This is a genomic window from Sphingorhabdus sp. 109, assembly GCF_902506555.1.
GTDB lineage: Bacteria > Pseudomonadota > Alphaproteobacteria > Sphingomonadales > Sphingomonadaceae > Parasphingorhabdus.
On sequence record NZ_LR732707.1, the window covers coordinates 2,069,290 to 2,082,615 of the forward strand.

Annotated in this window: 15 protein-coding genes; 8 read left to right on the plus strand and 7 right to left on the minus strand. The window is 55.9% G+C overall.

The window, feature by feature from the left end:
* Positions 1–236 precede the first annotated feature (236 nt).
* Together BOSE62_RS09750 and BOSE62_RS09755 are read left to right on the plus strand one after the other, a co-directional pair.
* Positions 237–1,091 carry a DUF4747 family protein gene (locus BOSE62_RS09750; RefSeq protein WP_159645508.1) on the plus strand — a complete coding sequence of 285 codons (855 nt, stop codon included), beginning with the start codon at positions 237–239 and terminating at the stop codon, positions 1,089–1,091.
* Positions 1,088–1,648 carry a hypothetical protein gene (locus BOSE62_RS09755; RefSeq protein ID WP_159645511.1) on the plus strand — a complete coding sequence of 187 codons (561 nt, stop codon included), beginning with the start codon at positions 1,088–1,090 and terminating at the stop codon, positions 1,646–1,648. Before BOSE62_RS09750 ends, BOSE62_RS09755 begins: the two co-directional genes overlap by 4 nt.
* 115 nt (positions 1,649–1,763) lie before the next feature.
* Here BOSE62_RS09755 and BOSE62_RS09760 read toward each other — a convergent pair whose 3' ends face one another.
* On the minus strand, positions 1,764–2,426 hold the full coding sequence (locus BOSE62_RS09760) for a hypothetical protein (RefSeq protein WP_159645514.1): 663 nt from the start codon (positions 2,424–2,426) through the stop codon (positions 1,764–1,766).
* 169 nt (positions 2,427–2,595) lie between these two features.
* Between BOSE62_RS09760 and BOSE62_RS09765 the strand changes: the two genes are divergently transcribed.
* Positions 2,596–3,594 carry a hypothetical protein gene (locus BOSE62_RS09765; RefSeq protein ID WP_159645517.1) on the plus strand — a complete coding sequence of 333 codons (999 nt, stop codon included), beginning with the start codon at positions 2,596–2,598 and terminating at the stop codon, positions 3,592–3,594.
* A 155-nt stretch (positions 3,595–3,749) separates the two neighbouring features.
* Here the strand turns inward: BOSE62_RS09765 and rimO are convergent, their stop codons facing one another.
* On the minus strand, positions 3,750–5,132 hold the full coding sequence (gene rimO, locus BOSE62_RS09770) for a 30S ribosomal protein S12 methylthiotransferase RimO (protein WP_159645520.1): 1,383 nt from the start codon (positions 5,130–5,132) through the stop codon (positions 3,750–3,752).
* Positions 5,133–5,368: 236 nt separating this feature from the next.
* On the opposite strand from rimO, the gene BOSE62_RS09775 reads away from it, so the two are divergent.
* The gene (locus BOSE62_RS09775; protein WP_159645523.1) at positions 5,369–5,782 is read left to right on the plus strand and encodes a DUF1761 domain-containing protein; all 414 of its coding nucleotides are present in this window, start codon (positions 5,369–5,371) and stop codon (positions 5,780–5,782) included.
* Positions 5,783–5,985: 203 nt separating this feature from the next.
* Positions 5,986–6,246 carry a hypothetical protein gene (locus BOSE62_RS09780; protein WP_236553962.1) on the plus strand — a complete coding sequence of 87 codons (261 nt, stop codon included), beginning with the start codon at positions 5,986–5,988 and terminating at the stop codon, positions 6,244–6,246.
* Between the two features lie 13 nt (positions 6,247–6,259).
* Here the strand turns inward: BOSE62_RS09780 and BOSE62_RS09785 are convergent, their stop codons facing one another.
* The 5 genes from BOSE62_RS09785 to serS form a co-directional block, all read right to left on the minus strand.
* Entirely contained in the window at positions 6,260–6,979 is a 720-nt protein-coding gene (locus BOSE62_RS09785) for an esterase/lipase family protein (RefSeq protein ID WP_159645526.1), read from the minus strand.
* A 76-nt stretch (positions 6,980–7,055) separates the two neighbouring features.
* On the minus strand, positions 7,056–8,117 hold the full coding sequence (locus tag BOSE62_RS09790) for a potassium channel family protein (RefSeq protein ID WP_159645529.1): 1,062 nt from the start codon (positions 8,115–8,117) through the stop codon (positions 7,056–7,058).
* Positions 8,118–8,124: 7 nt separating this feature from the next.
* Positions 8,125–9,174: a M23 family metallopeptidase gene (locus BOSE62_RS09795; RefSeq protein ID WP_236553963.1), complete on the minus strand. Its 1,050-nt coding sequence runs from the start codon at positions 9,172–9,174 to the stop codon at positions 8,125–8,127.
* A gap of 116 nt (positions 9,175–9,290) precedes the next feature.
* Entirely contained in the window at positions 9,291–10,055 is a 765-nt protein-coding gene (surE, locus tag BOSE62_RS09800; protein ID WP_159645535.1) for a 5'/3'-nucleotidase SurE, read from the minus strand.
* Positions 10,055–11,335 carry a serine--tRNA ligase gene (serS, locus tag BOSE62_RS09805; protein WP_159645538.1) on the minus strand — a complete coding sequence of 427 codons (1,281 nt, stop codon included), beginning with the start codon at positions 11,333–11,335 and terminating at the stop codon, positions 10,055–10,057. The genes surE and serS overlap by 1 nt, the downstream gene beginning before the upstream one ends.
* Positions 11,336–11,397: 62 nt before the next feature.
* On the opposite strand from serS, the gene BOSE62_RS09810 reads away from it, so the two are divergent.
* From BOSE62_RS09810 to dksA, 3 genes are all read left to right on the plus strand, one after another.
* Positions 11,398–12,123, plus strand: coding sequence for a hypothetical protein (locus BOSE62_RS09810; protein WP_159645541.1), 726 nt, complete (start codon positions 11,398–11,400; stop codon positions 12,121–12,123).
* Between the two features lie 12 nt (positions 12,124–12,135).
* Positions 12,136–12,510, plus strand: coding sequence for a hypothetical protein (locus BOSE62_RS09815; RefSeq protein ID WP_159645544.1), 375 nt, complete (start codon positions 12,136–12,138; stop codon positions 12,508–12,510).
* Between the two features lie 343 nt (positions 12,511–12,853).
* Complete coding sequence (gene dksA, locus BOSE62_RS09820; RefSeq protein WP_159647998.1) at positions 12,854–13,321, plus strand: RNA polymerase-binding protein DksA; 468 nt, start codon at positions 12,854–12,856, stop codon at positions 13,319–13,321.
* Positions 13,322–13,326: the final 5 nt, after the last annotated feature.

The window sequence follows — 13,326 nt, forward strand, 5'->3', positions numbered from 1 at the left end:
GTGCTGGGGCTGGTGTTTGTGCGGGCCGGGATGGCGGTTACGGGGTTGGGGTGAGCGATTCTGTTCGGCCTTGAGGGAGAAGGCTAGGGACATTCCGTTATTTTCCTTGCGCCTCCAGACGATTGGAAATTTCCAAATTAGACTTAGAATTCAGATGTGCTCATTTTCTTTCGAAATTTACCTTGCTGAAGTCAATTCAATAGGCTCTAATTGCCTGTACTTAAGGGAGAAATACTGTGGGAAAAAGTTTGAAAATTAGCGGTGGTCAAATCAATATAAGAGCACACCCTCACAACGAAGAAATATACTTCGATCTTATTATGGATTTCTATAGGATGAAAGAGCCCGTCAAAACACGTGGTGACAGGTATGGGATTATTTCATTGGTCGACAAATCGGGCCGAGAGGATGGTGAGATTCAAGGCGTCATAACGACATTTACAAAAATTGATGCGGATGGAAATTGGTTTGATGTTAAAAACCTGCAAGACGCGAATGCTGATGATATTTCAAAAATTTCTATTCCTGAAAACTTGTTCCCAAACTCAAAGGCCTTTTACTTCGTTTTTAACTTGAAGACGCACAAAATTGCTGTGCAAACTTATTCCAAAGGAGATACATTTTCGGTTAACTCGGCCGCAAGACTGTTTGAAGGCCTCGCTGCGAACCCCACAATTGAGCGAAAATTTGGTGATATAAAAATCAATGTGGTACAATCACGAGCTTCTCTAAAAAAGGTATTCGGACTAACTTCGATCAGCAAGATCATTATCACTATCGCCAAACCAAATGTTGATGTTTTTGATGATGATTTCGAAGGAAAAATAGAAAAGCATTTAGAGGAATTACACAGTCGAGAATTGGAACTCAAATACACAGCTGAAAAAGGTAAGTCCTTGGTAATTTCGGACGAAATTAAAATGGTTAGTGAACCGGCATTGGAAAATGGGCATATAAGGGTCGAGGGCAAAATGAACGGTCTTCCGGAAAAGCGATCAACCGCTGATTATCCGAAAATAAAGCAAGACAAATATGATGAGGAAGTTAAAAGTGAGAGTCAGGCTTTCGGCGATTTAGCTAGAAATATATGACAGATATTTCACCCTCTCAGTATGGCACTCTTGCAAGGCGACTGAAACAATATATAAAATTCTACGGTGGATGGAGTGCAATATTTAGCTCTCCTTTCTTTTGGTTAGCTTTTTTTATTTGCATGATAAATTATACTATGTGGGATAGCGAAGCTTGGCTTCCTTTAGCACAAAGCTTGTTACCGAACCTCCTCGGATTCAGCCTAGGCACTTACGCAATTCTTTTTAGCATCATCAATAACCGGCTTAAACGAGCCCTAAGAGAAGTCCCTAACAGTCGGGGAATACCTTATCTATTTGAAATGAATGCTACATTCTTCCATTTTTTAATTACACAAGTTGTGGCTCTGATTTGGACGTTTATATATACAGGAACGCTCTGGTTCGACATTCTTACCTACGCGAAACTCGAACCTGAAGTTCTTGTCCAAGTGCTTTTCGCCCTGAAAATGTCCGGTGGCTTTATCGGAATGCTCTTATTGGTCTATTCAACCACGCTAATCATTGCCGCCGCTATGGTCGTGTATCGTTTGGCGATGATAAAAGAACCCAATTAAGCTCCAACACCTGTGGTTCATCAAACCTAATCTTTAGCCAATTGATCGTCCTACATTACACTATCGATAGCCGAGCAGTGAAGATTTCCTTTTCTATCTTATCGTAAGAGACGATTTACCGGTACTCCGTCCTCAAGCGCAGCCAATCGTTCAACGTGGCGCGGTATCGTCTGGTCAAGATATCCTCTTCGTTACCCTGCAATGGTGATTGATCGATGGAATAAGTTCGGCCTCTCATAACGTCCAAAATCCGTATTTCCCTCAATGGATGCTGCGGCAGAGATTGCCCAATAAACCATAGGCCAACCCTAGCAGCCTCATCAGTGAGAATTGGAAATTCACAAAAATAGGGGTATACAAAATGCCTCTCATCGCCTGCATCCAGCACTGCCAGCATATTTTCGACCTTTATGGTTCCCATGCCATTGAAGGAGTGCCTTGCGTGCGGCGCATCGACTTCCTGAAAGGGTTCGTTTGTCCAACGTCGATTATTATTCCACCATTCCAAAAACCCATCGCGAAGAACCGGATATAATCGGGCACGCCTAGGATTCCCTCCGATTCTATTTTCCGTCGCAGTGTGTAGATCCAATCTGTTGAAAGCATGATTCTTCGCGTCACTCCAAAAAGGTGCGTAAAAGTCCCCACCTCCTCCATTTTCTCCAGACTCACGAGCTATTTCCTCACGAATATCAGCCCTAAGTAAGGAAGTTCGTTGACCGGGCTCACTGTAAAGAATTTTTAGAAGTTTTCTTAGGTGAATTAGTTCTATCGACATATCTATAGTTTCCAATCTTCTTCCGATTGTTACTACAAATTTATTGATATGTAAATTCGGCGAAAGTCCTCATAAATCTGCACAAACAACTATAAACAGCCCCCTTTCCTACAACATACCATATAGGTTATATTTTTTCCATTTAGCAAACCATATATGGAGAATTGTGATGGACTATCAGGATGATTTTGCGCAGCGGAACGGTGGTGGGGGTGGAGAGCATATTCGTCATCCTGAACTTGTTTCAGGATCTCGGGAGAGTGAGCCGGAAGGCCGGGGTGCGAGGCACGGGGTCCTGAAACGAGTTCAGGATGACGAACAATATAGAACCGTTCGTCCTGAGCTTGTCGAAGGGCGCCTCTCGGACGGACACTGTCCTTCGACAGGCTCAGGACGAGCGGACCTAAGCGCCAACACCCCCTCCCCTGCCACCCGCCACGACGGCTGGCACCCTGAACTGCGCGTAAAATTCCTCGAGGCGCTCTCCCGCACCGGTAATGTCCAGGCGTCGGCCTATTTTGTCCAGCGGTCGCGCCAGTCGGCCTATGACCTGAAACGTCGCGACCGGGATTTTGCCCGGGCGTGGCTGGCGGCGCTGGTGCTGGCGCGGGAGGAAGCGCAGGACAAGTTGCAGGAGCGGGCCATTGAAGGCGTCGAGGAGGAGATTTTCTATCATGGCGAGGTGGTGGCGACGCGGCGGCGCTATGACAGCCGGCTGCTGCTCGCCCATCTCGCCCGGCTCGACAAGATTGCCGCGCAAATCCCGGCGCAACGCGGGGCGGCACGCTTTGGCGACATGCTCGACGCGATTGGCAAGGGCGAGGACACCGCGCCGCTGATCGCCACGCCGACCGAGGAGGAGCTGGCGATAGCGGCCGCCGCGGCCGAAACGCTAACGGACGCCGGGCCGGTTTCCGGGCCCGGTTCGGGGCCGGACGAGGCGGACCTGCCGGAATTTTATGCGCTCTGCGATCCCGACCTTGACGATGCGCCTTCTTATTATCGCATGACCCCCAAGGAAGCCGCGGCAATGGAGCGCGACTGTCCCGGCGTTACCGTCACCCCCACCGGCATCCGCAGCGACGCGGCGGTCAACGCGCTGCCCTGGCACAGGGAAGCGCCGTTCGAAGACGGGAGCGACGCGGCAGAACAGGGAATTTATCTATAACCGTGTAAAGTTTGTAAAGTTCGGGTGCGATGAAAACGCTTCCCCGTCATCCGGAATCTATTTCCGGATCTCGTGAGACTGAGCCGGAAGATCGGCTCAACCCGATCGAAGCCTCTCATCTTCAGAGGAGGGGCTTAAGCTAAGGAACCGCACGCCTAGCCCGCAGCCACCCCGAACAGATCATGGTCGTCGGCGTCCTCGATCACCGCGTCGATAATGTCGCCGACGGCCAGATCGGCGCGGACATTGCGCAGGAAGACATTGCCGTCAATCTCGGGCGCATCGGCCTCGGACCGAGCGGTCGCGCCGATGTCGCCATCCTCGTCGGGGGTGCCGATGTCGTCGACAATGACGGGGAGCGTGCGGCCGACCTTGGCCTGCAGCTTGGCGGCGCTGATCCGGGCGGTGACGTCCATGATCCGCTGGTAGCGCTCTTCCTTGACCTCCTCGGGCACCGCGCCGTCAAGGGCATTGGCCGCGGCGCCCTCGACGGGCTCGAAGCGGAAGGCGCCGACCCGGTCGAGCTGGGCTTCCTCGAGCCAGTCGAGCAGATATTGGAAGTCGTCCTCGGTCTCGCCGGGGAAGCCGACGACGAAGGTCGAGCGGATGGTGAGATCGGGGCAGATGTCGCGCCAGCTCTTGACCCGCTGCAGCACCTTGGCCTCGTTGGCCGGGCGCTTCATGCGTTTGAGGACGTTGGGCGCGGCGTGCTGGAAGGGGATGTCGAGATAGGGCGTGATCTTGCCCTCGGCCATCAGCGGGATGACCTTGTCGACATGGGGGTAGGGATAGACATAGTGGAGCCGGGTCCACACGCCCTGCCCGTCCGGCGTCCTGAGCTCGCCCAGCGCGGCGGCGAGATCGGTCATATGGGCGCGGACTTCGCGGCCCTGGCCGGTGGGGCCGTTCCACTGGCGGGACTGGTGGCGGATATCGACGCCGTAAGCCGAAGTGTCCTGGCTTATGACGAGAAGCTCCCTGGTGCCGGCGGCGACCAGCTTCTCCGCTTCGCGCAGGATCGCGTCGGGGCGGCGGGACACAAGGTCGCCGCGCAGGCTGGGGATGATGCAGAAGGAACAGCGATGGTTACAGCCCTCGGATATCTTGAGATAGCTGTAATGGCGGGGCGTCAGCTTGAGGCCCGCTTCGGGCACCAGATCGACAAAGGCGCCGCGCGCCGCCGGCGCCGCCGCATGGACCGCGGTGACCACGTCCTCGTACTGATGCGCGCCGGTGACGGCGAGCACATCGGGGAAGCGCTTCATGATGACGTCGGCTTCGTTGCCCATGCAGCCGGTGACGATCACCCGGCCATTCTCGGCCATCGCCTCGCCGATCGCCTCGAGGCTCTCTTCCTTGGCGCTGTCGAGAAAACCGCAGGTGTTGACCAGCACGACATCGGCGCCGGCATAGTCGGCCGACATGTCATAGCCGTCGCTTCTGAGCTGCGTCAGGATGCGCTCGCTATCGACCAATGCCTTGGGACAGCCGAGCGAAACCATGCCCACTTTGGGCGGAGAAGGGATTTGGGTAGCCATAGGGCGCGGCCTTTAGGCCTGTTTGCGCGCCGAGTCACGATCAATATTGCCGGCAATGGCTGGCGGCACCGTGCCCCGGCGCAGGCCGGGCCCCATCCGGGAAACGCAAATCCTGCACCAGGGCCGAAGCGGAACGCCCCGCGACGCCCGATCGGGCGGCAATTGCCGAAACATCCGGATTTTGGTACAGAAGACAGCCCCCGGCCTGGGCCGGGGCACATTCTGGGGAGGATGACATGAACATATTCGATGTGAACTGGATCGCGGTTGTTGTAGCCGCGCTGGCGGGCTTTGTCGTCGGCGGCATCTGGTACGGGCCGGTCATGGGCAGGAAGTGGATGGGCGCGGTCGGTCTTACCGAAGAGCAGATCAAGCAGGGCAATATGGGCATGATCTATGGCGGGGCCTTTGCCTTCAGCCTGGTCGCATCGTGGACGCTCGCCCATACATTCGCGACTTATGCCGTAAATCTCGATTTCGGCGTGAAGGTGCTGACCGCCTTTGGTGTGGCGCTGGGCTTCATCGTCCCGGCAATCGGCACCAACTATCTCTTCTCGCAGAAGAGCAAGACCCTGTTCTTCATCGACGCAGGCTACTGGCTGCTCTTCTACATCGCCATGGGCGCCGTGCACGCCTGGTTTGGCCAATGAATAGAGGACGCTGGACCAAGTGGGGGGACGCCGGGGCTGCCAAAGATTGGGAGGGAGTGGCAACACCCGGCTTGCTGACCTTACGTACGAAGCGCCGGCGGGTTCCCCCCAAGCCGGGAAAATTTGAAGAGAATTGAACGATATGTCCGGTCCGCGCGTAGGCTTTCCATAGTGACAGCCGATGCAACAGCCGGAGTAAAGAAATGGAACTGGTCGACATATTGCGATGGACCGCAAGCATCAGCGGCATGATCGCGGCTGCCATGGTCTCCCTCAACGCGGGCGCCAAGGTCAGCGGATACGGATTCGTCCTGTTCTGCGGCTCATCGATCGTCTGGATCAGCGCCTCGCTGCTTGATGGCAACAATCCGCTGGCGATCCAGAATATTGTCCTGCTCGGGATCAATCTGTTCGGCGTCTACCGCTATCTCTGGCGTAAACCGAAAGAAAAGACGGCGGATTGAACCGAAAGGCTGCTCAGGTCCGCCCGGCGAGCGTATCGGCGATGATCCGCCAGACCCGGGGGTTGAAGCCCAGCCCCATATGCCCGCCATCGACGCGGATGTTGCGGGCCTGCGAATTGTAGATATCCTTGGCGATGTCGGGTCCGACGATACCGTCTCGGTTCGAATAGAGCACGGTCAGCGGCTGATCGAAGCCGATGCTGTTGCGCTGGTGCACTTCGCGCTCGAACTGGTCGAGGCGCAGATCATTGGCTTTGGCGTAGCGCTGTCCCGGCGTGGTATATTTGGGACCGCCGATGATAGGGGTGCCCATGGTGATCACCTCGCGCACCAGATGCGGCGACAGGCGCGCGGTTTCACGGGCGATGATCCCGCCAAGCGACCAGCCGATCAGAGTAAACGCCTGCTCGCCATTGGTCGCGAACCGCTCTTCCGCGACTGCGCTAAACCGCGCCACATCGCGGTCCACCGAGCCCTTGTTGCGGCCTAGCGACCAGTCGGCAACGTCATAATTGATCCGCCGGAGAAAGGCTTCCAGCGGGCGCATCGACAATTCGCTGCCGCCATAGCCGGGGATCAGATAGACCGGCCGGCCATCGCCGCGCGGTGCGGTGACCAGCCGCGGCCACTGCAGGCCGAAGCGCATCAGATCGAACGGCAGGGTCAGTTCCCCCAGTTGTGCTAGTCTGTGCGGCGGACGAAGTCCGGTAGGCATGTCTAGTGTGTCGACCATCAGCAAGCTCCGTCAGTGAGCTGCCAAGATAGTGGTTTATTTCGCAGGCGCAACATGAACCAAATTGTAGTCCGGTTCAGGCTTCATCCTTTTCCGGCGTCTCGGCACCGTTGCCGGGAATGATCTCGACGATGATATCGCCGGCCTCCAGCTGTTTCGCTTCCGGCTCCCAGAAACCGAATACCGCGTCCCCGCGATAGATCCGCACGCCCAGACCGTTGCCGACGACTTCGCTCATCCCCATGCCGACTTCATCCTCGGACACCGACCGCTGGACCAGTTTGACCCGGCCAGTAGCAGAAGCAAGATCGCTGAGATAATCGGAAATCTTGGCCCCTTCGCAACTGCCGGCGAGCAGCAGCCCGGCAAAGCTGACCGGATTGATGACAGTGGTTGCGCCTGCCTGCCGCGCCAACAGTTCATTATCAGCCGCCTTGATCGACACGCTGATCGGCAGATGATAGGCCAGATGGCGTGCGGTCAGTACGATCAGGATGCTGGTGTCGTCCCGTCCGGCCGAAACGATCAGCGACCGCGCACGCGATATTTTCACATTCATCAAGGCATTGTCGCGTGTGGCATCGCCGTTGATCACCGCACAGCCCAGTTTTTCGGCTTGCGACAAGGCATCGTCCGATGAGTCGATCACGACTATTTCCTCTGGATTGGTGCCGCGAGCAAGCAGTTCGTGTACTGCTTCACTGCCACTCGTGCCAAAGCCGGCGATCACGATATGGTCGTGCAAATTGCTTTGAATCAGTTTCATGCGCCAATTGTCCCAGGTTCGTTTGAAAACAAAATTATAGGCCGTGCCGACAAAGATTAGCACGACAAAGATACGGATAGGAGTCACAACCAGCGCATCGAACATGCGCGCCCTTTCCGTCACCGGAGCGATGTCGCCATAGCCGGTGGTGGTGATCGAGATCATCGTAAAATAAACGACATCGAGAAAGCTGACATCCCCGTCATAACTGTCCTGCAGGCCATTGCGGTCGAAATAGTGTACCGCCACGGCCATGCCGATCAGAGCCAGAACAAAGGTCACTCGCCAAGCAATATCGGCCCAGACCGGCAAGCTGGGTCGCCGCCGGAGCGTAAAATAGTCTGAAAGCTTGCGGTTGTTGCTGCTTGCCATAGCCGATTCAGCTGCGTTTCGGCAGGTGGATGCTGGGATCTACCGGCTTGCGGTTCTTGCGAATTTCGAAATGCAGTTGCGGCTCCTGAACATAACCGCTTTCCCCTGCGAGACCGATTATCTCACCGGCCTTGACTTTCTGGCCCCGCGTTACGTCAAGCTTGTCGGCGTGGCCATATGCCGTGACCCAGCCGGATCCGTGATTGATCAGGATCAAGCCACCAAATACACCGATTTCATCGCCACTATAAGCTATCACCCCGTCTGCCGCCGCCCGGATGGGAGTCCCCTTGGATACGCCGATGTTGAGACCGTCGTTGACCTTGCCACCCCCCTTGCTTCCGAAACCGGAGATTATCCGTCCATCGACCGGCCACTGGAATTGTCCGGAGAAATTTGCCGGCGTGGCTATAGCGACATTCGGCGTTGTGGCTTTCCGCCAGTCGGAGGCCTCTCCTGCGACTGCACCATCGGCCAGCGCTGGCTGGCTGCCGGTAACAATATCGTCGATTTCCAAATCAAAAGCAGCGGCTCGTTGCTCGATACTCAAATTCGCGGGATCGCTCGGAGCCGTGGCCGGCAGCAGCAATTTTTGCCCCACGCGCAGAATATAAGGCTCTTCCAGCCCGTTAAGCGCCACGACGTCGCGCCACGGCGCACCATAAGCACGGGCAATGGCAATACCGGTCTCGCCTGGCTTGACTGCATGATACCGGCCGCCGGTAATTTTCAAGCGCTGCCCGGGATGGATGACATAAGGCTCAAACAATCCATTGGCCGATGCGATGATCTGCGATCCGGTACCAGTCTTGTTAGCGATCCCGCGCAAAGTATCACCCGGCTGCACGATATAGGCTCCCGAATTTACCTGTTGCGCGCTCGCGGTGACCGGACTTGCCTGCCAGGTCGATAGAGGCGCTTTCTCTGGTGCGGTCCCGAACACAACAGGGTCCGTAACCAATTCAGGTGCGGACGGAGGCGGAGTATAGTCGGTGCGCCCCGGCGGAATGCAGGCTGTTACCACCAAGAGCATTATCAGGATCGCAATATCACGCATATAGGCTCCCATTGGCCAACTTCTTCCCTACGGAAACACGATTATTAGCAGCAAAAGCACAGCTTGCCAGCGTTGCTGGTCAAAGCCTAGTAAATTCTCGGGAGAGCGGAAACCGGTCAGGGATAGAGTTTTTTCAAACCATCCATGGAATCATAATGGGTAAGATCCAGATGCAATGGTGTGACCGAGATATAACCGTCGGCGATCGCTTCCAGGTCGGTGCTGTGCGCCGGCGTCTCCACCATCGGCCCGAGTCCGAACCAATGATATTCAAAACCGCGCGGGTCACGATTGCTGACAATTTGTAACCGTCCATAATCGCGAATTCCCTGCGATACGACCTGCACGCCTTTGACGTCGCTGGCAGGGAGAGCCGGGAAGTTGATATTGACCAGTGTCCGGTGATCCATGCTTTGCTTGATCAGCGGCCGGAGCACACGTTCTCCCCACTGGACGGCCGCTTCAAACGGCACATCAGCACCAAGATCGCCTCGCGCATAAGCCTGGCTTAACGCAATCGAGGGAATGCCCGCGAGCGCCCCTTCCATCGCTGCCGACACGGTCCCGGAATAGGTCACATCCTCGCCGAGATTGGCACCGCGATTGACGCCCGATAGAATGAGATCGGGCGGCCCGTCCTTCATGATTTTGGCGACGGCCATCATCACACTGTCGGTTGGTGTCCCATCAACAGAATATTGCTGGTCCCCGCGCTTGCGTATGCGCAATGGCCGGGTGATCGTTAGCGAATGACCGGCACCCGAATTTTCGTCGGACGGCGCGACAATCCAGATATCATTGGAAAAATGCGAAGCGATATCCAGCAGGATTTTCATCCCGGGCGCATCGAAACCATCATCGTTCGTTAGCAATATTCGCATTACACCGGCTCCAACTTGTCGATTCCGCCCATATAGGGAAGCAAGGCCGATGGAATTGTAACCGATCCGTCCGCCTGCTGGTAATTTTCGAGAACTGCGACCAATGTTCGGCCGACGGCAAGACCGGAACCGTTGAGCGTGTGGACAAATCTCGTACCCTTTTCCTCTCCTTCCGGACGGAAACGGGCATTCATCCGCCGCGCCTGATATTCGCCGCACGTCGAGACACTTGAAATTTCGCGATACATATTCTGGCCGGGCAACCAGACTTCCAGATCATAGGTCTTGCGTGCCGTAGCGCCCATGTCACCGGCACAGAGCAGCATTTTCCGATAGGGCAATTCGAGCGCTTTGAGAATTGATTCAGCCGCTTCCGTCATCCGCTCATGTTCGGCGTCGCTGCTGTCCGGATGGGTAATAGCTACCATCTCGACCTTTTCAAACTGGTGCTGACGGATCAGGCCCTTGGTATCCTTGCCGGCCGACCCGGCTTCGCTCCGGAAACACAGGGTAAGCGCCGTCAGCCGGATAGGCAGCTGCGTCTCGTCCAATATCTCGCCGCTCACGCTGTTGGTCAAACTGACTTCTGCTGTCGGAATCAGCCAATGGCCATTGGTGGTATGAAAGGAATCCTCCGAAAATTTCGGAAGTTGCCCCGTTCCGAACATGGCCTGATCGCGAACCAGCACCGGCGGTGCGCATTCCTCGAAGCCGTTCTCGACTGTCTGCTGGTCGAGCATGAACTGCCCGATTGCCCGTTGCAAACGCGCGATCTGCCCGCGCAGAAAAGCAAACCGCGAACCGGACATTGCGGCAGCCGTTTCAAAATCAAGCCCGAGCGCCGGACCGATGTCGCTATGGTCCTTCGGGTCAAAATCAAAATTGCGTGGTTCGCCCCAGCGATCGACTTCGACATTGCTGTCTTCGTCTTCGCCCGGCGGGACACCGTCCGCCGGAAGGTTCGGCAACGCTGCTAGCAAGCCCTGCAACCGCGCGGAAACTTCCCGTTCTTCTTCCTCTATCCCGGGCAATTTGCTTTTCAGATCGGCAACTTCGGCCATAAGCGCCTGCGCCGTATCCTCGTCACCCTGCCCCTTGGCCTTGCCGATTGCCTTGGACGCCTCGTTGCGGCGCGCCTGCCCTTCCTGGATCCGGGTTTTCAGAGCGCGGCTCTGCTCGTCCAGCGCGAGGATGTTCTGCGCCACCGCCTCGACTCCGCGCTTTGCCAGCGCAGCGTCGAAATCTTCCGGATTTTCGCGAATAAATTTTATATCATGCATAAGCACTGCCTATGCCGAGCGTCGGTTTCACTTGCAAGACTGCAAAGAAAAAAGCGGCCGGAGTGCACCGGCCGCTTTTTCTGTTTTCCCTGCTCTGTATTGCTCAGGCAGCAACCGCCTTTTTCGCTTTGCGACGGCGGGCAAACAATGCCGCTGCTGCTGCGCCAAAAAGCAATACAATGGGTGGCGCCGGGACATCCGTACCACCGGTTGATCCGCCTGTGCTTCCGCCAGAAGACGAACTGGAGCTGCTGCTCGATGAGCTGGTACTGGACGAACTGCTCGAAGAGCCGCTCGACGTTCCGCCGAAGCTGGAGGAGCCGCCGGTTGCGCCAGACGAACTGCTGGTAGAACCGCCTGTCGCCCCGGACGAGCTGCTGGTGGACGAACCGCCCGAGCTCGACGAAGACGAGCTGGAACTGCCGGACGACGAGCTGGAACTACCCGATGATCCTGAACTTCCGTCCCCTCCACTTGAGCCGTGTCCCCCGCCGCTGGAACCATGCCCTGGCTTGCCACCACTCGATCCGGACGAACTGCTGGACGAGCTCGACGACGAGGAACTGGACGACGAAGATGAAGAACTGGACGAGGATGAACTACCTCCCGAGGAGGTGCTGGACGAACCACCGCTGCTGGTCGATGAAATTACCACGGTACCGCCACCGGTGCTGCCCCCACCGAAGAAGCCGCCGAAAAATCCGCCACTGCCGCCGCCGCTGCTGCCACCAATTACAACCGGGATCGAACCACCGGTGCTGCTGACAGGGGGAGCAGGCGGAATATAAGGAGGAAGAGGAATGGCCTGTGGCGCCGGCGTCTGGGCGATCGTGACTACCGATGGCTGGCAGGCCGTCGTCGTCTTGGTGACCGTGCGCCTGGTCCGCTTTATCTTGCGGGCGGGCTCACCCTTTTTGATTGCACGAGCCCGCAGCGGTTTCTTCTTCGACATCTTCTTAACATATGGAGCCGCAGGTGCCTCAGAGACATGCACTGCGCCGCCTCCGATCAGCGCTCCCCCGCAGGTGCAAGCGCATAATTTTGCCAAAGCCATACGTACCGACATAATCTATCTCTCTTCCGCTTCAGACATTATCAAACAGCAGGCTTCTCGAAGCCTTGCCCCTGTTTGCCGTCTCGACATGCTTCAGAAAGACAGAAGAAATGGTAAATAACAATTGCATTAACGCTGTTTTAGAGTGGGAAACGCGAAAATAAGTTAACAGATCGTACCCATTCAGGGTTAATGTCCCGAATTGGAACTCATACGGACCGCTTTCTTGTCATATCGCTTTTAGAAATCGAATTTTTCGCAGGGACCATTGCGGTCCCAAGCTTATTTTCCGGTGCAAAATCAAACCTCATATTGGGTTGACCGGGTCCGGAATTTTACAAAATCCGGATTATTGCATGAACAGCGATTTTGCGCCTTGTTTCCAATAACTACGCTGGGTATAGGCCCGCCCTATATATGGTCCCGCCTTCCGAAATTCGGGTAAGGCATGATGTTTGGAGAGTATGTTGGCATCCTCGGTAGAAAAAGCATCCGCAAAAAATAGCGAAAATGGCGCAGATATGGTCCTCTCGGACGGGTATGAACCGAGCGAAGACGAAGAGTTCATGAACGAGCGGCAGCTCGCCTATTTCAGGAGAGCCCTGAAAAAATGGAAACAGGAAATCATCGACGAATCCAAGGAAACCCTTGCCCATCTGCAGGACGGTCCGATCCAGGACGCCGATCTCAATGACCGGGCGTCGAGTGAAACCGACTGGGGCCTGGAACTGCGGACCCGTGACCGTCAACGCAAGCTAACATCCAAAATCGATGCGGCTTTGCGAAGGATTGACGAAGGCGAATATGGTTATTGTCAGGTTACCGGCGAACCGATTTCGCTCGACCGGCTGAAAGCCCGGCCAATTGCGACGATGACCGTGGAGGCCCAGGAAGCGCACGAGCGGAACGAGAAAATCTCGCGCGATCAGTAGTTTGA